Source organism: Rhizobium viscosum (assembly GCF_014873945.1).
GTDB classification, from domain to species: Bacteria; Pseudomonadota; Alphaproteobacteria; order Rhizobiales; family Rhizobiaceae; genus Rhizobium; species Rhizobium viscosum.
The window spans coordinates 46,122-69,690 of record NZ_JADBEC010000002.1 but is presented as its reverse complement, the minus strand read 5'-3'; the positions used below and the strand labels follow the sequence as shown (position 1 = coordinate 69,690).

Genomic DNA, 23,569 nt, shown 5'->3' with positions numbered 1-23,569 from the left:
ATCAATCGTGCCTGGTAAGGAAGGCCGAGACAACGTCCAGGCAAAGCTCTCGTTCCTCGACATGCGGCATGTGGCTGGAATTCTCGAAGAGCACCCATTCACAACCCTGCACGTGATCGACATAGGGTTTGACGACGAGCGGGGTCGCCTCGTCATATTTGCCGGAGATCAGAAGCGTGGGCGCCTCGATGAGCGGCAGCCGATCTTCGATCGTCCAGTCCTTCATCGTGCCGATGACGTGGAATTCAGTCGGGCCGTTCATGTTGCGGTAGACGGTATTGTCCTCGTCCATGATCGCAAAAGTGCGCGCAACTTCCGGCGGCCAGGGGGAAACGCGGCAGACATGTCGGTCATAAAAGACGCGCGAGGCGGCAATATAGTCCGGATCGGTGATGGTGCCGGCTTCCTCGTGTTTCAGCAGCGTGTCCTGCACCTCCTGTGGCAGCTCTTCGCGCAGGCGATTGGCTTCCGCCACCCAGGTATGCATGTTGGCCGGCGAATTGGCGATGACGAGCGCCTGCAGGCCCTTTGGCCGGCGCACCGCGTGTTCGGCACCGAGCATGCCGCCCCAGGACTGGCCGAGGAAGGCATACCGATCCTGAATACCGAGATGTTTCAGGAGCGCATCGAGCTCTTCGAGGAAGAGCGCCGGCGTCCAGAAATCCGCTCCCTTATCGGGTAGTCGCGTGGAATTGCCGTTGCCGAGCTGATCGTAATGGATGACAGCGCGGCCATCGAGCTCGGCAATGCCCTTGAAGGAATCGACATAGTCATGCGTGCAGCCAGGGCCGCCATGAGCAACGACAAGAGGCAACATTCCGGAATCGAGCGAACCGGTGATGCGATACCAGGTCTGATATGCGCGAAACGGCAGAAAGGCTTCCTTCGTCAAGACTGCGGCCACTTATATCTCCATCCTCTAGGGCAATGATGGAAAAGCATAACGTGGCCGAAAAGCCGAAGGCAGCTATTAGAAGTTATAGGATGGGCGGTCTTCCAGCAGCCGGTAATGGGTGGCGCGCACCACCGCCTGCGTGCGGTTGCGGGCGCCGAGCTTCTTGGCCGCCGCATTGAGATGCATGACGACCGTCGGTACCGAACGATTGATGATGCGCGAAATTTCCTTGGCCGAAAGTCCCTCTGCCGAATGCCGAAGGCATTCCCGCTCGCGCTCCGTCAAACGGACCTTGCCGACCCGCAGCGCCTCGGCGTCGAAAAGCGAATAGGCGGCCTCGTGGAAGACATGGGCCAGCAGATTGAAATCGGCGATATAACGCAGTGCATGGTGTTCGAAATCGCTGTCAACGCCGAAACGAATGCCGGTCACAGTCGCATAATCGCCGCGCGGCATATGGACGGGAACCGTCACGCCCGTCGACATGTCGCGCTCGTTAAGGAAACGCGTCACCGGCGCCGTGTCGTCGCTCATGAAGCGGTTGATCAGAGTGTCGGCGTCCCTGTCATAATTCCAGAAGAAGGGCGCCGAGGTGCGCAAGGCCACCTGTTGCACCGGATCGATGCGGAAATAGCCGCGGTCGAACCAGTATTCGCGCATATCTTCGGAGATATTGCGCAGCTTTAACATCGACGGAATCATGATCCCTCCGTCGAGGTCATAAGGCACCGGCGTGTAGTCGTAGATCAGGGCCTCGAAACCGATCTCTTTCATTGCCGCGAAAACCTGATCGATACGCCCGTCCAGCGTCTGATGGGCTGAGAACTGCCGTCTAATCGTTCCGATTTCGTCAAGCATGGCGGACTCCCGGTGGTTCCCCACCCTATCACTTCTTATAGCTGGCGAAGAACGTCGTTTCGGATAAAAATTTAGCCATGCCCAATTATTGAGCAAGCGAAATCTTCTGCCGGAGCGGTGAATGTGGCGTGAAATCGAGCCTGAGGCGCGACATGAGATCGAAGTCGACGGCTACAAGGTGATTGCCTACAGCTTCGGAACCGGCAGCGACACTGTTTTCTGCCTGAATGGCGGCCCAGGCCTGCCCTGCGACTATCTGCGCGAGGCTCATTCCTGTCTCGTCGACAAGGGTTACCGCGTTGTCGCCTTCGACCAGCTCGGTACCGGCGCCTCCGACCGGCCGACCGACGCATCGCTCTGGACCATCGGCCGCTATGTCGAAGAAACCGAGACGGTACGAAAGGCGCTGGGTCTCGGTAAAGTCCATATGCTCGGCCACTCCTGGGGCGGCTGGCTCGCGATCGACTATGCACTGACCTATCCGGAAAACCTGCAGACGCTGATCCTCGAAGATACCGTCGCCGACATGCCGCATCTGATCTTGGAGCTGGAGCGGCTCCGGGCCGCCCTCGGGCCTGAGACGGTGGCGATGATGCAGAAGCATGAGGCGCAGGGAACCTACAATCATCCCGAATATCTCGCGGCCGTGACCATCCTGAACTATCGCCACGTCTGCCGCCTGCCGGATTGGCCGGCGCCGGTGCGCCGCTCATTGGATGACTGGAACATGGGTCCCTATGAGACCATGCAGGGGCCGAACGAATTTCTCTATATCGGCAATCTGAAGGACTGGAACCGTGTTCCCGACCTGCCGCGGGTGAAGGCGCCGGTATTGATTACGACGGGCGAACATGACGAGTTGACGCCGGCCTGCGCGCTGCGCATGAAGCTTGCGTTGCCGAATGCCGAACTCAAGGTTTTCGCAAACGCCAGCCACATGCCGTTCTACGAAAACCCGCATGACTATTATCCCGCGCTGATTGATTTCTTATCGCGACATAAGGCAAGCTGATGCAGAGGAAGGTGATCGGAACCTGGCGAAGACGAGGGGGCAGGCGCCACCATGCATCGCTATAAGTTCATACTGACCCGGCCGCTTCAGTTTCTGCCAGTCATCTTCGGCATCAGCGTCATTACCTTCATTCTGGTGCGACTGATCCCCGGCGATCCCGCCCGCAATATTCTCGGCACGCGTGCGACACCGACGGCGCTTGCCAACATTCGCGCGCAATACGGACTCGATCAGCCGATGTGGCTGCAATATTTCTACTTCCTCAAAAACCTCGCGAACGGCGAAATGGGCAAGTCGATCCTCTACAAGATCGACGTTTTTCCGCTGATTGCCACGCGCATCGAGCCGACGATCGCGTTGGTCCTGACAAGCGTCATCCTGTCAATCCTGATCGCCGTGCCGATGTCGGCGATTGCAGCTCGTAATGCTGGCCGCGCGCCTGATCATGCAGTACGCGTCATCTCCACATTCGGGATCGGCTTTCCGCCTTTCTGGCTCGGCCTGATGCTGATAATTTTTTTCAGCGTCGAACTCGGCGTCCTGCCCGTCTCCGGCTACGGCACGACATTTACCGACAAGCTCTCTCATCTCATCCTGCCGGCGTTGACCGTTGCGTTGTCGCTCTCGACGGTGCTGACCCGCAGCCTGCGCTCCGCAATGATCGAATCCCTGAAATCGGATGTAGCGACAGCCGCTCGCGCCCGCGGCATGCCTGAGAGTGTCGTCTTCTGGCGCCACGTCCTGCCGAATTCGCTGGTACCGACAATCAATCTTCTGGCCGTCAACATTGGCTGGCTGATCGGCGGCACCGTCGTCGTGGAAAGCGTCTTTGCCCTGCCGGGCATGGGGCAATTGCTGGTGCGCGCCATTTTCTCGCGCGACTACATGGTCGTTCAGGGTGTGGCCATGACCTTTGCCTGCGCCACCGTGCTCGTCAATTTCATTGCCGATATCGTCACCGTCGCGGTCGATCCGAGGGTGAAGCTATGAGCGTCGAGGCCTTTACTCCCTCTCCCGTCGCCTGGCGCCGTTTCCTCGGCCGCCAACCGACACTCGTCATCGGCGCCGGCATCCTGCTGTTCTTCCTGCTTCTGGCGATCGCCGCTCCATTGGTCGCACCGTATGATCCGATCCTGCAGAATGCCGATGTGCGGCTACAGCCGCCCTCCTTCGCCCATCTCTTCGGCACGGACAATTTCGGCCGCGACATACTTTCGCGCGTCATATGGGGCGCCCGCATCGACCTGCAGATCGCCGTCATCGGCGTCATCTTCCCGTTCCTGATCGGCACGACGGTCGGGACCATCGCCGGCTTCTTCGGCGGCATCGTCGATGCGGTTTTCATGCGCCTCGTCGATATCATTCTCGCCTTCCCGTTCCTTGTCCTGATGCTATCGATCATCGCTATCCTGGGGCCGGGCCTCAGCAGCTTCTATATTGCCATGGCGCTGGTCGGCTGGGTCTCCTATGCGCGCCTTATCCGCGCGCAGATGCTGGTGCTGAAAGGCAGCGACTACGCGGTCGCAGCCGTCAGCCTCGGCTTCAGCCGCTTCCGGATCATGTTCCGCCACCTTCTGCCGAATGCGATTGCCGGCTCCATCGTCTTTTCCATGTCGGATGCGACGCTAGTGCTGCTCAGCGGCGCGGCGGTCAGCTATCTCGGCCTCGGCGTGCAGCCACCGCTCGCCGAGTGGGGCGTCATGGTCGCGGAGGGGCAGAGCTTCATCACAACGGCATGGTGGATCACGCTTTTCCCAGGCCTATCCATCGTCTGCCTCGCCTTCGGTTTCAGCATGCTGGGTGATGCGCTCGGCGAACTTCTCGGAGTTCACGAATGAGCGCGTCAGTCCTTTCAGTCCGTGACCTGACGGTCAGGGTTCATCTCGATGGCCGCGCGCGAACGCTGATCGACCATGTTTCTCTTGATCTCGCCAAGGGCGAAATCCTCGGCCTGGTCGGTGAGAGCGGCTCGGGAAAGAGCCTGCTCTGCCGTTCGCTCGTCCGGCTATTGCCTTCCTCTCTGATCAGGATCGAGGGCGGCGCCGTCCTGCTCGAAGGGCGTGATCTGACGACGGCAAGCGAAGCTGAGATGCTGGAAGTTCGGGGCGGCGAGATCGGCATGATCTTCCAGAACCCGACGAGCCACCTCGATCCGGTCATGCGCATCGGCGACCAGATTTCCGAGGGCATCCGCTATCATCAAGGGCTCAGCGCGAAGGAAGCACGGGCGGCGGCGATCGAGATCCTGACGCAGGTTGGCTTTCCCGATCCCGTTCGCCAATATGACAGTTATCCGCACGAGTTTTCCGGCGGCATGCGCCAGCGCGCCATGATCGGCGTGGCGCTCTCCTGCAACCCGAAGATCCTGATCGCCGACGAGCCGACGACGGCACTCGACGTGACGATCCAGGCGCAGATCCTGAAACTCTTGCTGGAGATCCGAGAAAAGCGCGGCCTGTCGATCATCCTCATCACCCACGATCTCGGCATCGTCGCCCAGACCTGCGACCGCATCGCCGTCATGCGCAATGGCAAGCTGCTTGAACAGGGGCCGAAACGGACGATCCTCTCCCGGCCGCAGGACGCCTACACGATCAATCTGATCAACAGCCATCCCTCCATGCCGGACGAGGCGCCAATGCCGGAGCCGCTGCTCGCGTCTTCGGCAGCATCGACCAAGCCGCTTCTTGAGATCGACGACCTGCATGTCCGTTTCAAGGTTGGCGGCAGCCTGTTCAAAAGCAGTGCCAAGACGGTAGGCGCCGTTTCCGGCGTCAGCCTGCAGGTCATGCCGGGCGAAACCATCGGCATCGTCGGCGAATCCGGCAGCGGCAAGAGCACGCTTGCACGCGCTGTGCTGGGGCTGACGCCGATCTCCTCGGGCCATGTGTCCTTCGAAGGAATCGACCTTGCGCAGCAGCGGGCTGCCGGTCTTGCGAAGCTGCGGCGTGAGACGGCCATGGTCTTTCAGGACCCTTATAACGCACTCAATCCGCGCCTCACGATCGGGCAGATGCTTACCGAGGTGCTGAAGGTGCAGGGCAAGGTGCCGGCATCGGCCATTCCGGAAAGGATTGACGAATTGCTCGATCTTGTCGGGCTGGAGCGGGAGTTTGCCAACCGCAAACCCCGCAGCATGAGCGGCGGCCAGTGTCAGCGCGCAGGCATCGCCCGGGCGCTCGCTGTCGATCCGAAGCTCATCATTGCCGATGAATGTGTTGCGGCCCTCGACGTGACGATCCAGGCACAGATCATCGCGCTTTTCCGCGAACTCACCGCCAAGATGAACCTGACGCTGATGTTTATCGCCCATGATCTGGCGATCGTGCGCAATCTCTGCGAACGCGTCGTCGTCATGTACCGCGGCGAGATTGTCGAGGAAGGCCTCTCGGAAGAGGTCTTCGCGCGGCCGAAACATCCCTATACCGCGGCGTTGATTGCCGCCATTCCCGACATCGACCCGGATAAGCCGCTTCTGAGTAGCGCCAGCTTGGAAGACGAATTGCAATCGATGCCGGCTCTCCCCGTCAAACGCATGCCATAACAACGAAGGGAACGAACGCATGATCACCAGATGGAAATCAATCGGGCTTGCAGCGCTTCTTGCGGGCCTGACGCTCAGCGCATCCTACGCCGAAGCCGCCGGCGTGCTCACCATCGGCCGCCGTGAGGATTCGACGACATTCGATCCGATCAAGACGGCCCAGAACATCGACAACTGGGTCTTCTCCAACGTCTATGACGTGCTCATCCGCGTCGACAAGACCGGCACCAAGCTGGAGCCCGGCCTTGCCGAAAGCTGGACCGTCTCCGACGATGGCCTGACCTACGTCTTCAAGATCCGCGACGCGAAATTCTCTGACGGTTCGCCACTGACGGCGGAAGACGCGGCCTTCAGCCTGCTGCGCATCCGCGATGACGCCGGTTCGCTCTGGAGCGATTCCTATAAGGTGATCGACACCGCCATTGCCACCGACCCGCACACGCTGACAATCAAGCTGAAGAATCCGTCCGCTCCCTTCCTCTCGACGCTCGCCCTGCCGAACGCATCCGTCATCTCCAAGGCGGGCATCGAATCCATGGGTGCCGAAGCCTACGGCGAAAAGCCGATCGCATCCGGTGCCTTCGTCGTCGACGAATGGCGGCGCGGCGACCGCGTCATCCTGAAGAAGAACCCGAACTTCTGGCAGGCCGACCGCGTGAAGCTCGACGGCGTCGAATGGATCTCGGTGCCCGACGACAATACCCGCATGCTGAATGTGCAGGCAGGCCAGCTCGATGCCGCCATCTTCGTGCCCTTCTCACGCGTCGAGGAGCTGAAGAAGGACGCCGGCCTCAACGTGCTGATCGACCCTTCGACGCGTGAAGATCACCTGCTGATCAACCATGCGCATGGCGATCTCGGCAAGAAGGAAGTGCGCCAGGCACTCGATCTTGCAATCGACAAGAAGGCAATCGTCGATGCCGTTACCTTCGGTCAGGGCACGGTTGCCAATTCCTACATTCCGAAGGGCGCTCTCTACTATTACTCCGACAACCTGAAGCGTCCTTATGATCCTGATAAGGCCAAGAAGCTGCTCGCCGATGCCGGCGTCTCCAACCTGACGCTGAACTACCTGATCCGCGCCGGCGACGAGGTGGATGAACAGACGGCCGTGCTGGTGCAGCAGCAGCTCGCCAAGGCCGGCATCACCGCCAACCTGCAGAAGGTCGACCCCAGCCAGGAATGGGACATGACGGTTGCCGGGGACTACGACATCTCGGTTAACTATTGGACCAACGACATTCTCGACCCGGACCAGAAGACGACCTTCGTGCTCGGCCACGATTCCAACAACAACTACCTGACCAACTACAAGAACGAAGCGGTGAAGGAGCTGGTCGCCAAGGCCCGCCTGGAACTCGATCCCAAGAAGCGCGAGCAGATGTATATCGACTTGCAGAAGATGGCGAAGGACGACGTCAACTGGATTGATCTCTACTACAGCCCCTATATCAACGTGGCGCGCAAGAACATCGACAACTTCTATCAGAACCCGCTCGGTCGCTTCTTCTTGGAAGACACGGTCAAGAACTGAGCCAGGGTCTCGCTAGCGTACTCCGCTTTTGAAGGGCGGGGCACGCTTTTGACGAGAGAGCGGAAATGCCGACGGACGCTGGTTAGAGAGCGGAGAGAAAGGCGGCGTCTCTGCTCTCGACCGTTTCGATCATAAGGTTGCCGCTGATCTCGCCGCCTGCTCGTAATAGCCCGAAAGAGCTCTCAAATGGGAGGCGATGCTGGACAGATCGTCCTGCGACAGTCCCGACACTTTCGTCGCCTCGACCAGAAGCCGCTCGCGGATTTCCGAATAACGCGTCAGCGCCTCCAGGCCCTTGTCGGTGACCTGGATGACTTTTTCCTTGCCGGATTTTCCGGTTTTGACGAGGCCGGCTGCATCAAGCTTTTTCACCGCGTAGTTGGCAACATGCGTGTCTTCGATATCGAGCACGAGGCAAAGGTCGGACAATGTCTTCGGCCGGTCGCGATGGCGGACCGAGTGAATGATCAGTATTTCCACCGGCGACAGGCTCGGCACCCCAGCAGCCGCCATGCAGCGTACCATCCAGCGATTGAAAGCGTGGGAAAAGAGGACCGACCCGTATTCAAGCTCCGAGAGAGCCGGCGAACTGCCGAGCGCCAGATGGGCCGACGAGACAATAAGGTCACGGGGCGCCTTTTGGTCTTTCGATTTCTCCATGGAAAGCCCTTTCATCCCAAATACTCAGGCATCTCTCGGTCCGTATCCGCCGCCTGTTGGCGTGACGACAGTAAAGGCTTCACCCGCCTCCAGCACCGTATGTGCGGCACCAATCAACTCATCGATCGTGCCGTCGTTTCGTCGAACATAGTTGCGACCAGTCTGCCCGTCCTCGCCTCCCTTCAGGCCAAAAGGCGCTACGCGGCGATGGCCGGAGAGAACGGCAAATTCCAGCTTCTCGAGCGTACGGATCGTGCGCTGAGTGCCATTGCCGGCATGCCACCGTCCACGACCGCCGGAGTTTGGCCGGATATGGAAATCCTCGAGCACAACGGGGAAACGGCTCTCCAGAATTTCCGGATCAGTAAGGCGCGAATTGGTCATGTGCGTATGCACGGCATCCGCACCGTTGAAGCCCGGGCCTGCCGGCGCGCCGGAGCAGATGGTTTCGTAATATTGGTACTTGTCGTTGCCGAAGGTCAGGTTGTTCATCGTGCCCTGGGCTGCGGCCATGGCGCCGACGGCACCAATCAGGCAATTGGTCACGGCCTGGCTGACTTCGACATTGCCGGCAACGACGGCAGCCGGATAGGCCGGCGTCAGCATGGTGCCGTCGGGAATGACGATACGGATCGGCCGCAGGCAGCCGGCATTCATCGGAATATCCGCCTCGACCAGAACGCGAAAAACATAAAGCACGGCAGCGCGCGTCACCGGCGCCGGAGCATTGAAATTGTCGGGGCGCTGGGCAGATGTGCCGGTAAAATCGACCGTCGCCTCGCGCTTTTCCCGATCGATGGAAATCCTCACGACGATCTTGCAGCCCTGATCCATCTCATAGGAAAATTCGCCGTCCGGCAGGCGGTCGAGAACACGACGCACGCTTTCGGCGGCGTTGTCCTGCACATGGCCCATATAGGCATCGACCACGTCCTCGCCGAACAGCGCAATCATCTTCTTGAGCTCAGCCACGCCCTTTTCATTGGCAGCAACCTGCGCCTTCAGGTCGTTGACGTTCTGCGCCAGCGTGCGCACCGGATAACGCGCACCGGTGAGCAAGTCCGCAAGAGCGTCTTCGCGGAATTTGCCGCGATCGAGCAGCTTGAAATTGTCGATATAGACGCCCTCCTCCTCGATATGCGTCGCGAGAGGTGACATCGAGCCCGGCGAGATACCGCCGATATCGGCATGGTGTCCGCGGCTCGCCACCCAGAAACGGATGCGCGCGCCGGCATCGTCGAAGACGGGCGTGCAGACCGTGAGATCAGGCAGATGCGTGCCGCCATTGTAGGGTGCATTGATCAGGAAGACGTCGCCCGGATGAATGATCGGATTTTCGCGGATGGCGGTCGCGACAGACGCATCCATGGAACCGAGGTGAACAGGCATATGCGGCGCATTGGCAACGAGATTGCCGTCCGCATCGAAGACCGCGCATGAGAAATCGAGCCGTTCCTTGATGTTGACGGAATAGGCCGTGTTCTGCAGCGTGACACCCATCTGCTCGGCAATCGACATGAAGAGATTGTTGAAGATCTCCAGCATGACCGGATCAGCCTTGGTGCCGATTGCCGTGCGCTCCGGCAGGGCCTTGATGCGGGTCAGCACGATATGGTCGCGCACCGTCAGCGTCGCCTGCCAGCCATCTTCCACGATGATGGTCTGGTTCGGCTCGATGATGATGGCCGGCCCCGTCACGGTCTGGCCGGGAAGGATACCGTCGCGCAGGACGACCGCCGCATCATGACTTTCGCCCTGCGAATGAAACAGGGTTCGCCGGATGGGCGAAGCCTCGCCCTCACCCGCTTTGCCACGATCAACGTCGATTTCGGCGGCCGCACCGCCGATGCATTCCACCTCGACGGCCTCCACGACCAGTGGCTTGTCCTCGGCGACGAAGCCGAAGCGGCGCTTATGCAGGATCTCGAATTCCCTGCGCAGCCGCGCCGCGTCGTCATCCTGCGGGAACAATACCTCGACGGCGAGCAGCGTATCGGTGCCGGCATAACGAATATGAGCGCGCAGCGCCGTCTTGATCTTTTCGGTCTCGACGCCCTGCGCCACCAGCGCCGGCCGGCACTCGCCCTGCAGCTCCCTGCCAAGCGTAGCAATCGCAGCGGGCGCATCCGTATCCAACGGCACGCCGAGCGCCTTCTGGCGGGCCGAGCGAATATCGGCAAGGCCCATGCCATAGGCAGAGAGCAGGCCGGACATCGGATGCAGCAGGATGCTCTTCATACCGAGCGCATCGGCGACCAGGCAGGCATGCTGGCCACCGGCGCCGCCAAAGCAGTTGAGCGCATAACGCGTCACATCATAACCGCGCTGGACGGAAATCTTCTTGATCGCCTCGACCATATTGGCAACGGCAATGCGGATGAAACCGTCAGCCACCTCTTCCGGGCTGCGCCCGTCACCGATCTCGGCTGCCAGTTCGACGAATTTCTGCCGCACCGTGTCGACGTCGAGCGGCTGATCCTGGTTCGGGCCGAAGATCGCCGGGAAGAAATCGGGCAGCAGTTTACCGGCCATCACATTGGCATCGGTCACTGCAAGCGGCCCGCCATTGCGATAGCAGGCAGGGCCTGGGAAGGCACCGGCGGAATCTGGCCCAACACGGAAACGGCCGCTTTCGAAATGCAGGATGGAGCCCCCACCGGCCGCCACCGTATGGATGAGCATCATCGGCGCGCGAACACGTACGCCGGCAACCTCCGTCTCAAAGGCCCGCTCGTAATCGCCGTCGAAATGCGCGACGTCAGTCGAAGTACCGCCCATATCAAAGCCAATTACATGGCCGAAGCCCGCCTGCTCGCCGGTCTTGGCAAGACCGACAACACCACCGGCCGGGCCGGAGAGGATCGCGTCCTTGCCCTGGAACATATCGGCCGCCGTAAGCCCCCCCGAAGACATCATGAACATGACGCGAGCGCCTGTTCTCGCGACATCGAGCTCGTCCGAGACCTGACGCACATAGCCGCCGAGCACCGGCGAAAGATAGGCATCGACAACGGTCGTATCGCCGCGGCCGACCAGCTTGATCAGCGGCGAGACTTCGTGACTGACAGAAACCTGTTCGAAACCGATGGCGCGGGCAATCTTCGCGACGGCCGCCTCGTGCGCCGGATATTTGTAGGCATGCATGAAGACGATGGCGACAGCGCGATAGCCCTTGGCGCGCAGATCGCGGAGCGCTGCTTCGGTCGCAGCTTCATCAAGATTTGCCTCGACGGTACCGTCGGCCAGCACGCGCTCATCCAGCTCGACCACATCCTGATAGAGCGCTTCCGGCTTGATGATCTCGGTCGCAAAGATTTTCTTGCGCTCCTGATAGCCGATGCGGAGCGCATCACGGAAACCCTTCGTCGTCACCAGCGCCAGAGGCTCGCCCTTGCGCTCCAGAAGCGCATTGGTGGCGACAGTCGTGCCCATACGCACTTCCCCGATCACTCCGGCCGGGATCTGTTCAGCCGCGGTCAGGCTGAGATGCAGACGGATCCCATGGACGGCAGCATCGCGATACGCCTCCGGGTTCTCAGAGAGCACCTTGCGGGCATGCAGGGCACCGGATGGGTCGCGCCCGACGATATCCGTGAAGGTGCCCCCACGATCGATCCAGAAGTCCCAGCTACCAGCGCCAATGCCCGACAAAATCGCCTCCGCCATCCGTTTCCCATGTCATTAATAAATTATCGACAAATCGTCAATGTTTTACAGAAAACCAAGTGGAGGCAGCATCGATGCATAGATAGAGGGTGGAGCATACGAAATCGAACGCCGCGGCCCGAGAGCCGCGGCGCAAGGATTGCCAGCAATAAGGAATGCGCGTTCAGGCGCTGGTCCCGCTATCCACTCAACGCGAAGTGAGATCGTCGGGCAGTTCGGCATTGTGGTACTTGCGATAGATATCGCGGAGTACCTTGTTGTCGAAATTGGTTTTCACCCATTGGTCGAGCCAGGTCTTGAGGCCGGCTTCACCCTTCGGAATACCGATGCCGAGGTTGGTTTCCTTCTGCGTGAACTTCACCTGCAGCGGATGGTCGGCCATCTTCTTGTTAATGCCGTTAATGACGGCGGACTGGCTGGAGAGGATATCGACCTGGCCAGAAACGACCGAGGTGATCAGCGTTGCATCATCCTCGAAGCGGACGATATTGGCGCCTTTTGCGTTGGCGGTAATGTCCTGATCATTGGTCGTGGCGCGGGTGACACCGATGCGCTTGCCGTCAAGATCGGCATATCCCTTGACCTCGACGCTCGGCGGTGCGGCAACAACGAGAGCCAGTGTTGCGTAGGGAACGGAATAGTCAATCGCCTTCTTGCGCTCTTCGGTGATGCCGAGTGAAGAGACGACCATGTCGGCCTTGCCGGTCTGGACAGAAGGAACACGGGCGGCATTGGTAATCTCTACCAGTTCGAGTTGGACGCCAAGGTCCTTGGCGATCAACTTGGCCGTTTCAATATCGGAACCCGACGGCTGCAGGTTTTCATCGACGAAGGAATATTCCGGAATGCCCATCGCGACCGCGATGCGAACCTTGCCAGCCTTCTTGATATTGTCGAGCACATCGGCATGGGCAACGCTTGCCAGCGCCAGCAGGCCAGCGCCCGCCAACAGTGCCAGTTTCGAAATCATTGTCTTCGGCATACTCCAAGTCTCCTCTACCTGATTGCCTCCGCCCGCTCTTTGTCGGGCCTCCTCTGAAACCTGCGCCAGCTCATCCGGGACAGGCAATTTCCTCCCGCAGCCCGCGGGGTCTAAAGCTCTGCAGCCATGAATTCCTTGAGCTCGGGCGTCTGCGGATTGCTGAGGATCTCGGCGCCACCCGTCTCCCAGACCTTGCCCGTGTGCATATAGATGACGCGGTTGGCGGCGCGCTTGGCAAAGCCCATCTCATGGGTGACAACGATCATCGTCATGCCACCGCGGGCGAGATCCTCCATGACGCGCAGCACTTCACCCGTCAGTTTCGGGTCAAGAGCAGAGGTCACCTCATCGAACAGCATCACTTTCGGCTGCATGGCGAGCGAGCGGGCGATCGCCACACGCTGCTGCTGGCCGCCGGATAACTGCTCCGGATAGGCATCGATCTTTTCCGACAGACCGACCTTGGCGAGTACCTGCCTGGCGATTTCGAAGGCCTGGTCCTTGCGCATGCCCTTCACGCGGCGAAGCGCCAGCATGATGTTTTCAGCGACCGTCATATGCGGGAAGAGATTGTAGCTCTGGAAGACCATGCCGATATCTCGGCGCAATGTCCTGAGATCAAGCTTTGGATCCTCGACACGGTGGCCACAGACCTCGATCGAGCCGTCCTGGATCGTCTCCAGCCGGTTGATGCAGCGCAGCGCAGTGCTCTTGCCGGAGCCGGACTGGCCGATCAGAGCCACGACTTCACCGGAATTGATCTTGAAGGAGACGCCCTTCAGCACCTCCAGCGCGCCAAAGCGCTTGACGACATTGGTGAGTTTAACGGCGACCGACATTGAGCTTCCTCTCGAGAGAGCGGCTCCAGACCGACAGCGGGTAGCAGAGAGCAAAATAGAGAAGCGCTGCTATGCCGAAGACCAGGAAGGGCTGGAACAGGGAGTTGTTGATGACCTGCGCCGCGCGGGTCAGCTCCAGGAAGCCGACGACAGAGGCGAGCGAGGTGTTCTTGACGAGCTGGACGAGGAAACCGACCGTCGGCGGCGTGGCGATCCTCAACGCCTGCGGCAGGATAACATCGCGCAGCGCCTGCCAGCGCGTCAGGCCGAGACATTCGGCCGCCTCGAACTGCGTGCGCGAGATGGATTCGACCGAGCCGCGCCAGATCTCGCCGAGATAGGAGCTCGAATAGATCATCATACCGAGGCCGGCTGCGACTAGCGGGGGCACGGAGATGTTGATGACCCCAAGGCCGAAATAGAGGATGAACATCTGGATCAGGAGCGGCGTGCCCTGAACGATCTGGATATAGATGAGGGCCGCGCGGCGCAGCCACAGGAAGCGCGAGATGCGGCACAGCATCACAAAGAAGCCGGCAACGCCACCCAGCAGGAAGGCGAGCGCGGACAGAACCACCGTCCAGACAAGACCATCCAGCAGATAGATCAGGTGATTGAAGGAAAACCCACCGAGCATGGCGACCTCTAGAGCGACGTGCCGAGCCGGCGACGGCGCGGGAAAGCGATGAGACCGAGGCCGTAGAAGCCGGCCCGCATCAGATAGGTGATGGCGATATAGAGGACAGCGACGACCATATAGGTTTCGAGCGATCGGAACGTGTTCGACTGGATGTTGTTGGCGACGCCCGTCAGTTCCTCAGCGGAGATCTGCGACGCGATCGAGGTCGATAGCATCATCAAGATGAACTGGCTGGAAAGCGCAGGATAAACCCGCTCGATCGCCGGCAGGAGAATGATGTCGCGATAGATCTGCAGCTTCGACAGGCCAAGCGCTTCAGCCGCCTCGATCTGGCTCGGATGGATGGAATCCATGCCGGCCCGCACGATCTCGGCCGTATAGGCGCCAACGTTGATAACCATGGCGAAGACGGCCGCCGCGATGATCGGCAGGCGGATCCCGACCGAGGACAGGCCGAAGAAGATGAAGAAGATCTGCACGATGAAGGGCGTGTTACGCACCGCCTCGACATAGGTGCTGACGAGGGTACGTAGCGGCCCGATGGTCGAGCGGCGGGCGATCGCACAGGCAACGCCAATCAGCAGACCGATGATCACCGAAAAGACCGTAATCTCGATCGTGACGAGCGCGCCCGACAGGAAATCGCTCCAATAGGGCAGCAAGGCCGAAAAATCGAACTGGTACTGCATGTCCTCCTCCATTCCGGCCACGCCAACTCCACTGACGCGACCTCGTCTTCCCATAGGAAGACGTCATGTCCCTTCTCGGTTGTCGCGTCAGCGCGCCAGCCAGCCTCCATCGACGGGCAGAACCGTGCCGTGTACATAGTCGGATGCTGACGACGCCAGGAACACGGCGGCACCGCCGATATCGCCGGGCTCACCCCAGCGGCCAGCCGGAATGCGGGAAAGGATGCTCGCATTGCGATCCGGATCTTCGCGCAGCGCCGTCGTGTTGTTGGTGATGAAATAGCCGGGCGCGATCGCGTTGACGTTCACGCCCTTGCCGGCCCATTCGCAGGCGAGCAGCCGCGTCAGTCCCGCCAGACCGCTCTTCGAAGCCGTGTAGGACGGAATGCGAATGCCACCTTGAAAGGACAAGAGCGAAGCGATGTTGACAATCTTGCCGCGGCCCTTTTCGAGCATATGGCGTGCTGCTGCCTGAGACAGGAAGAAGGCCGTCTTCAGGTTGACGTCCATCACCGCATCCCAGTCCGCCTCAGTAAAGTCGATCGCGTCAGCGCGGCGGATGATGCCGGCATTGTTGACGAGAATATCGAGATCGCCAAAGCGCTCCAGTGTCTCCGCGACGATCGGCTTGACCGGTTCGATCGTGCCGAGATCCGCCTTGATGACGTGGAACTTCGCGCCCACTGCCGTCACCAGCGCCTCCGTCTCGTCCATTGATGAGCGACCAACGGCGGCGATAGAGGCACCCGCCTTGGCCAGTGCGACCGCAATGCCCTGCCCGATGCCGGTATTGGCACCGGTGACGACAGCCGTCTTGCCGGAGAGATCGAAAAGGGCCTGCATCGCTGTCACCTCAGATCGCCGATTGCGATATGGTCCATATCGGTAAAGCTCTTGTTGTCGCCGGCCATCGCCCAGATGAAACTGTAGTTCTTCGTGCCGGCGCCGGAATGGATCGACCAGGGCGGCGAGATGATCGCCTGCTCGTTGGCGACGAGCATGTGACGTGTCTGCTGTGGCTCGCCCATGAAATGGAAGACGCGCTGGTCGGCATCGAGGTCGAAATAGAGATAGGCTTCCATGCGCCGGTCATGCGTATGGCTCGGCATGGTATTCCAGATGCTGCCGGTCTCGAGGCTGGTGAAGCCCATGGTCAGCTGGCAGGACTGGCAGACCTCCGGGTGAATATATTGGTAGATCGAACGCTTGTTGGCGGTTGCCGCCTCGCCCGGCGTCAGGTGCCGAGCCTTGTCACGCGTCAAGAGCACCGTCGGATGGCTGGCATGAGCGGGCGTCGAAACCAGGTAGAATTTTGCCGGACTGCCGGCATCGGCACTTTCGAAACTGACGTCGACGGCGCCTTTGCCGACATAGAGGCAATCGTACTTCGCCAGAGCGTAGCTGGTGCCATCGACGATCACGCGACCGGCGCCGCCGACATTCAACACGCCGAGCTCGCGCTCGGCCAGAAACGTTTCCTGGCCAATCGCCTTTGGCGCGGTCAGCGCGAGAGCCGCCCCGAGCGGCGCAGCGCCGCCGATTACCATGCGATCATAGTGGGAATAGGTGAGCCGGATGTCGCCAGGCACAAACACCGCCTCGACCAGGAAGTGACGCCGCAGGGTTTCCGTATCGAAACCCTTGACAGCTTCGGGATGGGAGGCGTGTCGCACGTCAATCTGCATTGGAATTATCCTTCTCTCCTCCGGAGGCCACCATCTGCGGGGCATCCTCAATGAAATAGGCTGGGTCGAGCATCTCGGCCTTTTCGACCTCGTGCAGCAGCTTGCCGAGATGGAACTCCATGGCGGCCTTTGCGCCATCCTTGTCGCCCGTCCGCATGCAATCGATCACGGCTGCATGTTCGTCGATGACGCGCGTCAGGCGGCCTTGCTGCGGCAGCGTCAGCAGGCGGTAACGATCGCTGTGAACCTTGACCTGCTGGATGATTGCCCAGATGCCGGGGAAGCCGGCGATAGTGCTGATGAGTTGGTGGAAATCATTGTCGATGATATGGAAGGCCGCGACATCACCTTCGCGGTGACAGGCATCAAGATCGGCAAGATTGCGTTCCAGCGCCCTAAGACCGGCCGGCGTCATCTTCTCGACCGCCATTGAAACCGTCGTGTCCTCCAGCGCCTTGCGCACGAGGATCGCTTCGTAAAGCGCGCGACGCGGAATGCGGGAGACAAAGGTGCCCGATTGCGGAAAGACGTCGACGAGGCCGTCATCGGCAAGTCGGATGATGGCTTCACGGATCGGCGTGCGGCTGACGCCGAATTGCGCCTCGAGTTCCTTCTCGTTCAGCAGCTCCATTGGCTTGCGACGCAGCGAGACAATGTCATCGAGAAGCGCATTATAGACCAGCGTCGCTGCCCGAGGGGCGGCCGCCCGCTGATGCGAAAGCATCGTGACCCCTTGCAGGGAGCGCTTCTTGCGCACGATTCCAGAGGGCGAGTTCATCGCATTCCTTCCAAGAAGCAGATCAGGAATCGAAAGTTTGAAATCATCAAGAACCGCCTCCGCTCGGCCCGACGAGAAAGTAGTATATTAGTATCCAACTTCTAGCAAGCGCGTCAGTGAGCCGTTTTTTCCGGCTGTGGAAAACGAGACCGAGATGGGAAGCTGCCAAGTGTACAGAGGACGAGGGTGTCGACGCGGTCTATTCGACGCAATTCTCGGGCAGCCGTCTGCCGCATTTGAGTGGTGGACCGAGCTCCTAGCCGATGACTTCTTCGAATGAAAAGCGCAACCGAGGCGCGACTAGCCCACACCATTGTGCCGTCAGCGACGCCGTATTTAAGACAGCATTGAAAGAAGGCTCTAATGCGCCATTTTTTGGCGTAACCAGAATGGCCGTTACGGCCCTAAAGCAGGCTCAATGCAGGGGTCGGCGCGCGGTGCCGCCGGCGGCCGGGTTCAGGATGCACCGCGACCAGAGGGAACAAAAAAATGAAAGTACTTTTGGCATCCACCATTCTCACAGCTGGCGCCATGCTCGCGAGCGGAGGCGCTTTTGCAGCCGATTGCGGCAATATCACAATCGCAAGCATGAACTGGCAGTCGGCAGAAGTGGCTGCGAGCCTCGATAAGTTGATCCTCGAGGAAGGTTATGGCTGCACGGCGGAAATCGTCAGCGGCGACACCGTCCCGACACTCACCTCCATGGCGGAAAAGGGAGAGCCGGACGTCGCGCCGGAAGCCTGGGTCAGCCTGCAGCCGGAGCTGGTCAAGCGCGGCCTTGAAGGCGGCAAGGTCGTCGAGGGCGCCAAGATCCTCTCGGACGGCGCGATACAGGGTTGGTGGATCCCCAAATACATCGCCGACGCCCATCCCGATATCAAGACCATCCCCGATCTCCTGAAACATCCGGAGCTCTTCCCGGCCCCCGAAGACAAGAGCAAGGGTGCCGTCTTCAACGGCCCGCAGGGCTGGGGCGGCACTGTCGTGACCGCACAGCTTTTCAAGGCCTATGATGCTGAGAAAGCAGGCTTCACGCTCGTTGATACCGGTTCTGCCGCAGGTCTCGATGGCTCGATCGCCAAGGCCTACGAAGGCAAGCAGGCTTGGGTCGGCTATTATTGGGCACCGACCTCGCTGCTCGGCAAATATGAGATGGTCAAGCTTGGATACGGCACGGAATATGACGCGGCCGAATGGAAGCGCTGCACTTCGATTGCCGATTGCGCCGATCCCAAGCCGAATGCCTGGCCGGCCGACGATGTGCAGACGCTGATCAGCAAAAGTTTTGCCGATCGCGGCGGCCCTGCAATCGATTACCTGAAGAAGCGTGCCTGGACCAACGACACCGTCAACAAGCTGATCGCCTGGATGACGGACAACCAGGCAACCGGCGAAGACGGCGCCAAATACTTCCTGAAGAACAACGAGCCTCTCTGGAAGGACTGGGTCTCGCCGGAAGCCGCCGAAAAGATCAAGGCTTCGCTCTAATCACTCAGACACGACATGGGCAGCCTCGCCGCTGCCCAGACAATCCTTCGGCGCGACGGCCAAAATAACAATCGGCCGCCGCCACTATCTATTTTGGGGACCGGTATGGATTGGCTCTGGAAATTTCCGACAATGAACGACGACACGCTGCGCGAGCTGAAGAAGAGCGTGGATGAAGGATTTCGCGCCTTCACCCGCGCCTATGGCGACAGCATCGAAGCTGCCTTCAGCCCGCTGCAAAGTTTTCTCATATGGGCCGAACGGCTACTGACCGGCACACCCTGGCCGGTCATTCTGATTGCTTTTGCCGCCATTGCGTGGTTTGCCAGCCGCAACTGGAAGGTCGTCATCGGCTGTGTTCTGACGCTTCTTGTCATCGGTTATTTCGACATGTGGCAGGATACGATGAAGACCGTGTCGATGATCTTCGTCTGTACCGTGCTCTCGATCGTGATCGGACTACCGCTCGGCATCCTGATGGCGCGATCCAACAGGATGCAGGGGATCGTCAATCCGATCCTCGACGTCATGCAGACCATGCCGAGCTTCGTCTACCTGATCCCCGTCGTCATGCTTCTCGGCATCGGCCGTGTCCCCGGCGTCATTGCCGTCGTCATCTACGCCCTGCCGCCGATGATCCGCCTCACCAATCTCGGCATCCGCATGGTGGACGAGAATGTACTGGAGGCAGCAGACGCCTTCGGTTCATCGAGCTGGCAGAAGCTTCGCAACGTCCAGCTGCCGCTGGCGCTGCCGACCATCATGGCCGGCATCAACCAGACGATCATGATGGCGCTCGCCATGGTGGTCATTGCCTCGATGATCGGTGTCCAAGGGCTTGGCCAGCCTGTTCTCAAGGCCATCTCCAACCAGTATTTCACCCTCGGCGTCTTCAACGGTCTCGCAATCGTCGGCATTGCCATCATTTTCGACCGGATCAGCCAGGCCTACGGTCTGCGGCTCCAGAAGCACCGGGAGATCGTGCATGGCTAGTAATTCCATCGAGATCCGGAGCCTCTTTAAGATCTTCGGTCCGCGCGGGCGCGACTATGTGGACGCCGTCAGCAAGGGCATGTCGAAGACCGAGCTCAACAAGGAGCACGGTCATGTGCTGGGGCTGAAAGACATCAACATCACCATCCCCGGCGGCAAGATCACCGTCATCATGGGTCTTTCCGGCTCCGGCAAATCGACGCTGATCCGCCACATCAACCGGCTGATCGATCCCACATCGGGTGAAGTCCTCTACGGCGGCGAGGATGTCTGTCGCATGGATGCCTTGCAGCTTCGCGAATTCCGCCGTCGGAAGACCGCCATGGTCTTCCAGCGTTTCGGCCTGCTGCCACATCGCAACGTGCTGCAGAACACCGTCTACGGTCTGGAAATCCAGGGCGTTGCCAAGGCGGAGCGTGAGGAACGGGCCAATGCCTGGATCAAGCGCGTCGGCCTGGAGGGCTTTGATGGGCACTATCCGAACCAACTCTCCGGTGGCATGCAGCAGCGTGTCGGGCTCGCGCGGGCACTCACCAATGATGCCGAAATCCTGCTGATGGATGAGGCCTATTCTGCGCTCGATCCGCTGATCCGCGTGGACATGCAGACCGTCCTCCTCGATCTACAGAAGGACCTGAAGAAAACGGTCGTTTTCATCACCCACGATCTCGACGAAGCTCTCCGGCTCGGGGAGAAAATCGCCATCTTGCGTGATGGCGAGGTCATCCAGCAGGGTTCGGCGGCCGAAATCGTCCTCAACCCTGCCAATGATTACATCGCCGCCTTCGTCAAGGAGGTCAATCGCGGCCGGGTCATCAAGATTGGAGCCGTCGCGAAGCAGGTCTCGGTCGAAAGCCAGCTGCAGCTTTGCGAAGATATGGATATCGAAGGAGCATTGCGGGAAATGTCGCGGGCCGACGTCTCCTCTGCCGCTGTCATATCACAGGAGGGTCAGCCGCTGGGCGGTGTTTCGCTGCAACAGTTGCTGGCGCTGCTTTTGCATCAGGCATAAAAATCTTAAGCAATCAGGCGGCATGCGCCTCAAACACATGCCGTTTGTTTAAACATGGTTAATTTTTTCATTATAATCATCTGATGGAAGGAACCGAACGACACGTCCGGATGTTGACAGCACGCTGTGGAGGACCCTGAAAATGTTCAAATTTTTCTCGATCAAGCCGTCGAATGAAGATTTCGACGCTGATACCGGCACCTATGCCGACGGCATGACCGACCGCTATCATGATCTGACCGGCCGCACCGAACATCGCTTCCGCTCCGCCCACGAGCGCGATTATGGCGCAGCCCGCGAGATAGCCGAACATGCGCCGCATGGCGTCGTCGGTAACTGATCGGCGTATCGCCACTTTTTCTAATATCAGGCGCGTCGCGTTTCCTGCGGTGGCCCGTTCAAACTGCTTGCAAGAACAGTTTTATTGCGGCCTTTGGCCTTGGCGTCGAGAAGGGCCGCGTCGGCGCGGCTCACCAGCGTATCGACTGCGCCTTCTGCAGGCGATACCGCCACACCGATTGATACCGACACTGTGCCGATGATCTGACCTGAGTGTGAAAGTGCTGCCCCACTGATCTGCGCACGCAGCTTTTCAGCGAATTCGAAACCATCTTCTTCGCTGCAGTCAGGCAGCAGAACGGTAAATTCCTCCCCGCCGAAACGGAATGCGTTGCCGATATCGACAACAGCACTACGCAGGATCTGCCCGACATATTGCATGACCATGTCGCCGGCATCGTGACCGAACTGGTCGTTGAAACGCTTGAAGTGGTCGATGTCGATCATCAGACAGGTGAGCGGCTCTTCGCCATTGTCGCGCCCACGCCGCTGCAGCGTATCGTCGAGGAAACGGCGATTGAAGAGCGCGGTCAATGGATCGCGGATGGCAAGATCGGTCAGCTTTTCACGAAACTGCAGATTGGCGACCGCCAACCCGATGTTCTCGGCGATCAACTCCAGATAGAGACGAACATTATCCAGCACCGGCGTCTGCCCGTGACGCTCCTCGAGATAAAGAAGACCAATCATGTCGCCCTGTGCCGTCAACGGGAAACAGGAGGTAGCAACACCACTCCCCTCGACATGCTGGCAGGACACATCGCCGTCGCCAGTGCCGCTCAAATGCGGGCGGCCGCGCCGCAGAGCCCAGCAGGCATTGGCCGGAAAGGCGATCTGCGCATTGACAGGCTTCAGCCACGTGCCGGCTTGCGCGAGAGCGGACTTTTCCTCGTTGAGGATATAAAGACTTCCGGCAATGCCTGGAAAGATCTGTGGCGCGAAGCGCGCAACGACATCGGCCAGTTCATGTTGATTTTCACAGGCCTGAAGGCGATGCATCATCTGCAGGATGAGATCCTTGGTATGCTGGTCAGCCCGTCGCTCCGCATCCAGGCGCTCACGCTCAAGCCCGTTTTCGCGAAAGATCTGGATGGCCTCGTTCATCTCGCCGATTTCATCCCGGCGGTGGTCGTCAGGGACCTCGACCGCATAATCCTGCTTGGCGAGCCGGGTAACGATGCCCGTCATGCGCACGAGAGGCATGGCCACGCGACGCCGGAGGATAAAATAGAGTACGGCCAGAAAGAGCAGGCCGGTCATCGACAGCATGATCTTGGCGACAAGGCTCCATTGATTGCTGCGCCGGCGTGCATCGTCGAGCGCGGCTCCCGTGCGTGTCGCCGTGACGTCGCGCAGATGCGCGGCCGACCCCAGGAGGGCAGTTTGCAACCGCTCATGCTCCGGCCCGAAAAGCATCTGTTGCGCTGCCTGCCTGTCTCCCTTCTGGAAGGCATCGACAGCGGCTGCCTCCACCGCGTCAAGTGCCTCGGCCTGTTTGACTATGTCCTCGAGAATATTCCGCTCGACGACGGATGTGTCTCTTGCCGCAATCTGCTCGGCCGCGGCTTCATGTCGTCGTTCGGCCTCCTCGTCCGCCTTGAAGGCATCAAGATGACGCTGTTCGCCGCGCATGACGTAGAGCCTTGCTTCATCGCTGGAGACTTCGGCACCCATCTCAAGCTGTTCGGTCAGCGAATCGAAAGCGAGATGTTCCTCAACTGCACGCCGCTCGTCCTCGGCGCTGCGGGACGACATGATGAAAGCAACAGCCGAAAGCGCCGTGAGGATCACGGTTATGCCATACGCCCAGTTCGTAATGGTGCTTATTCTCATATGGCCATGATAACGAAATCGGATTGAAGGGGAATTAAAGAAACTTCTAACATAAAACTGTCGCAGTATACGGCTTGCCAAAAAGCTGAAAATCTGAATCGAGCAATAGCTGCGCAATTGCG

At 59.8% G+C, this 23,569-nt stretch carries 21 protein-coding genes; 9 read left to right on the top strand and 12 right to left on the bottom strand.

Annotated features, from left to right (window positions below):
- Position 1: 1 nt before the first annotated feature.
- Together H4W29_RS21325 and H4W29_RS21320 are read right to left on the bottom strand one after the other, a co-directional pair.
- Positions 2–904: a proline iminopeptidase-family hydrolase gene (locus H4W29_RS21325; protein WP_192730880.1), complete on the bottom strand. Its 903-nt coding sequence runs from the start codon at positions 902–904 to the stop codon at positions 2–4.
- 66 nt (positions 905–970) lie between these two features.
- Complete coding sequence (locus H4W29_RS21320; RefSeq protein ID WP_192730879.1) at positions 971–1,753, bottom strand: helix-turn-helix transcriptional regulator; 783 nt, start codon at positions 1,751–1,753, stop codon at positions 971–973.
- Positions 1,754–1,874: 121 nt separating this feature from the next.
- Between H4W29_RS21320 and H4W29_RS21315 the strand changes: the two genes are divergently transcribed.
- The 5 genes from H4W29_RS21315 to H4W29_RS21295 are packed head-to-tail and all read left to right on the top strand — an operon-like array spanning position 1,875 to position 7,843.
- Entirely contained in the window at positions 1,875–2,765 is an 891-nt protein-coding gene (locus H4W29_RS21315) for a proline iminopeptidase-family hydrolase (protein WP_192730878.1), read from the top strand.
- 51 nt (positions 2,766–2,816) lie between these two features.
- Positions 2,817–3,755 (top strand): ABC transporter permease, encoded by a 939-nt coding sequence (locus tag H4W29_RS21310; RefSeq protein WP_113114387.1) that lies wholly within the window; start codon positions 2,817–2,819, stop codon positions 3,753–3,755.
- A complete protein-coding gene (locus H4W29_RS21305; RefSeq protein ID WP_192730877.1) occupies positions 3,752–4,603 on the top strand; it encodes an ABC transporter permease in 852 nt (283 codons plus the stop codon). The genes H4W29_RS21310 and H4W29_RS21305 overlap by 4 nt, the downstream gene beginning before the upstream one ends.
- The gene (locus H4W29_RS21300) at positions 4,600–6,309 is read left to right on the top strand and encodes a dipeptide ABC transporter ATP-binding protein (protein WP_192730876.1); all 1,710 of its coding nucleotides are present in this window, start codon (positions 4,600–4,602) and stop codon (positions 6,307–6,309) included. The genes H4W29_RS21305 and H4W29_RS21300 overlap by 4 nt, the downstream gene beginning before the upstream one ends.
- A 19-nt stretch (positions 6,310–6,328) precedes the next feature.
- Positions 6,329–7,843, top strand: coding sequence for an ABC transporter substrate-binding protein (locus H4W29_RS21295; protein WP_192730875.1), 1,515 nt, complete (start codon positions 6,329–6,331; stop codon positions 7,841–7,843).
- A gap of 129 nt (positions 7,844–7,972) precedes the next feature.
- On the opposite strand, the gene H4W29_RS21290 is transcribed toward H4W29_RS21295, so the two are convergent.
- The 9 genes from H4W29_RS21290 to H4W29_RS21250 form a co-directional block, all read right to left on the bottom strand.
- The gene (locus H4W29_RS21290) at positions 7,973–8,503 is read right to left on the bottom strand and encodes a winged helix DNA-binding protein (RefSeq protein ID WP_007825617.1); all 531 of its coding nucleotides are present in this window, start codon (positions 8,501–8,503) and stop codon (positions 7,973–7,975) included.
- A gap of 24 nt (positions 8,504–8,527) precedes the next feature.
- The gene (locus tag H4W29_RS21285; protein WP_246517395.1) at positions 8,528–12,169 is read right to left on the bottom strand and encodes a hydantoinase B/oxoprolinase family protein; all 3,642 of its coding nucleotides are present in this window, start codon (positions 12,167–12,169) and stop codon (positions 8,528–8,530) included.
- A 187-nt stretch (positions 12,170–12,356) separates the two neighbouring features.
- Complete coding sequence (locus H4W29_RS21280) at positions 12,357–13,151, bottom strand: transporter substrate-binding domain-containing protein (RefSeq protein WP_192730874.1); 795 nt, start codon at positions 13,149–13,151, stop codon at positions 12,357–12,359.
- Between the two features lie 110 nt (positions 13,152–13,261).
- Positions 13,262–13,990, bottom strand: coding sequence for an amino acid ABC transporter ATP-binding protein (locus H4W29_RS21275; RefSeq protein ID WP_192730873.1), 729 nt, complete (start codon positions 13,988–13,990; stop codon positions 13,262–13,264).
- Positions 13,974–14,627 carry an amino acid ABC transporter permease gene (locus tag H4W29_RS21270; RefSeq protein ID WP_192730872.1) on the bottom strand — a complete coding sequence of 218 codons (654 nt, stop codon included), beginning with the start codon at positions 14,625–14,627 and terminating at the stop codon, positions 13,974–13,976. The genes H4W29_RS21275 and H4W29_RS21270 overlap by 17 nt, the downstream gene beginning before the upstream one ends.
- An 8-nt stretch (positions 14,628–14,635) precedes the next feature.
- Positions 14,636–15,319: an amino acid ABC transporter permease gene (locus H4W29_RS21265; RefSeq protein WP_192732746.1), complete on the bottom strand. Its 684-nt coding sequence runs from the start codon at positions 15,317–15,319 to the stop codon at positions 14,636–14,638.
- A gap of 87 nt (positions 15,320–15,406) precedes the next feature.
- Entirely contained in the window at positions 15,407–16,162 is a 756-nt protein-coding gene (gene kduD / locus H4W29_RS21260) for a 2-dehydro-3-deoxy-D-gluconate 5-dehydrogenase KduD (RefSeq protein ID WP_192730871.1), read from the bottom strand.
- Positions 16,163–16,167: 5 nt separating this feature from the next.
- On the bottom strand, positions 16,168–17,004 hold the full coding sequence (gene kduI, locus H4W29_RS21255) for a 5-dehydro-4-deoxy-D-glucuronate isomerase (RefSeq protein ID WP_192730870.1): 837 nt from the start codon (positions 17,002–17,004) through the stop codon (positions 16,168–16,170).
- Positions 16,994–17,782, bottom strand: a complete 789-nt coding sequence (locus H4W29_RS21250; protein ID WP_192730869.1) for a GntR family transcriptional regulator — start codon at positions 17,780–17,782, stop codon at positions 16,994–16,996. The genes kduI and H4W29_RS21250 overlap by 11 nt, the downstream gene beginning before the upstream one ends.
- Before the next feature lie 489 nt (positions 17,783–18,271).
- On the opposite strand from H4W29_RS21250, the gene H4W29_RS21245 reads away from it, so the two are divergent.
- The 4 genes from H4W29_RS21245 to H4W29_RS21230 all read left to right on the top strand — a co-directional run bounded on the left by H4W29_RS21245 (position 18,272) and on the right by H4W29_RS21230 (position 21,615).
- Positions 18,272–19,270 carry an ABC transporter substrate-binding protein gene (locus H4W29_RS21245; RefSeq protein WP_192730868.1) on the top strand — a complete coding sequence of 333 codons (999 nt, stop codon included), beginning with the start codon at positions 18,272–18,274 and terminating at the stop codon, positions 19,268–19,270.
- A 105-nt stretch (positions 19,271–19,375) separates the two neighbouring features.
- Positions 19,376–20,263, top strand: coding sequence for an ABC transporter permease (locus tag H4W29_RS21240; RefSeq protein WP_192730867.1), 888 nt, complete (start codon positions 19,376–19,378; stop codon positions 20,261–20,263).
- A complete protein-coding gene (locus H4W29_RS21235; protein ID WP_192730866.1) occupies positions 20,256–21,275 on the top strand; it encodes a quaternary amine ABC transporter ATP-binding protein in 1,020 nt (339 codons plus the stop codon). Before H4W29_RS21240 ends, H4W29_RS21235 begins: the two co-directional genes overlap by 8 nt.
- A gap of 142 nt (positions 21,276–21,417) precedes the next feature.
- Complete coding sequence (locus H4W29_RS21230) at positions 21,418–21,615, top strand: hypothetical protein (protein WP_192730865.1); 198 nt, start codon at positions 21,418–21,420, stop codon at positions 21,613–21,615.
- Between the two features lie 26 nt (positions 21,616–21,641).
- On the opposite strand, the gene H4W29_RS21225 is transcribed toward H4W29_RS21230, so the two are convergent.
- Positions 21,642–23,447, bottom strand: a complete 1,806-nt coding sequence (locus H4W29_RS21225; RefSeq protein ID WP_192730864.1) for a sensor domain-containing diguanylate cyclase — start codon at positions 23,445–23,447, stop codon at positions 21,642–21,644.
- Positions 23,448–23,569: the final 122 nt, after the last annotated feature.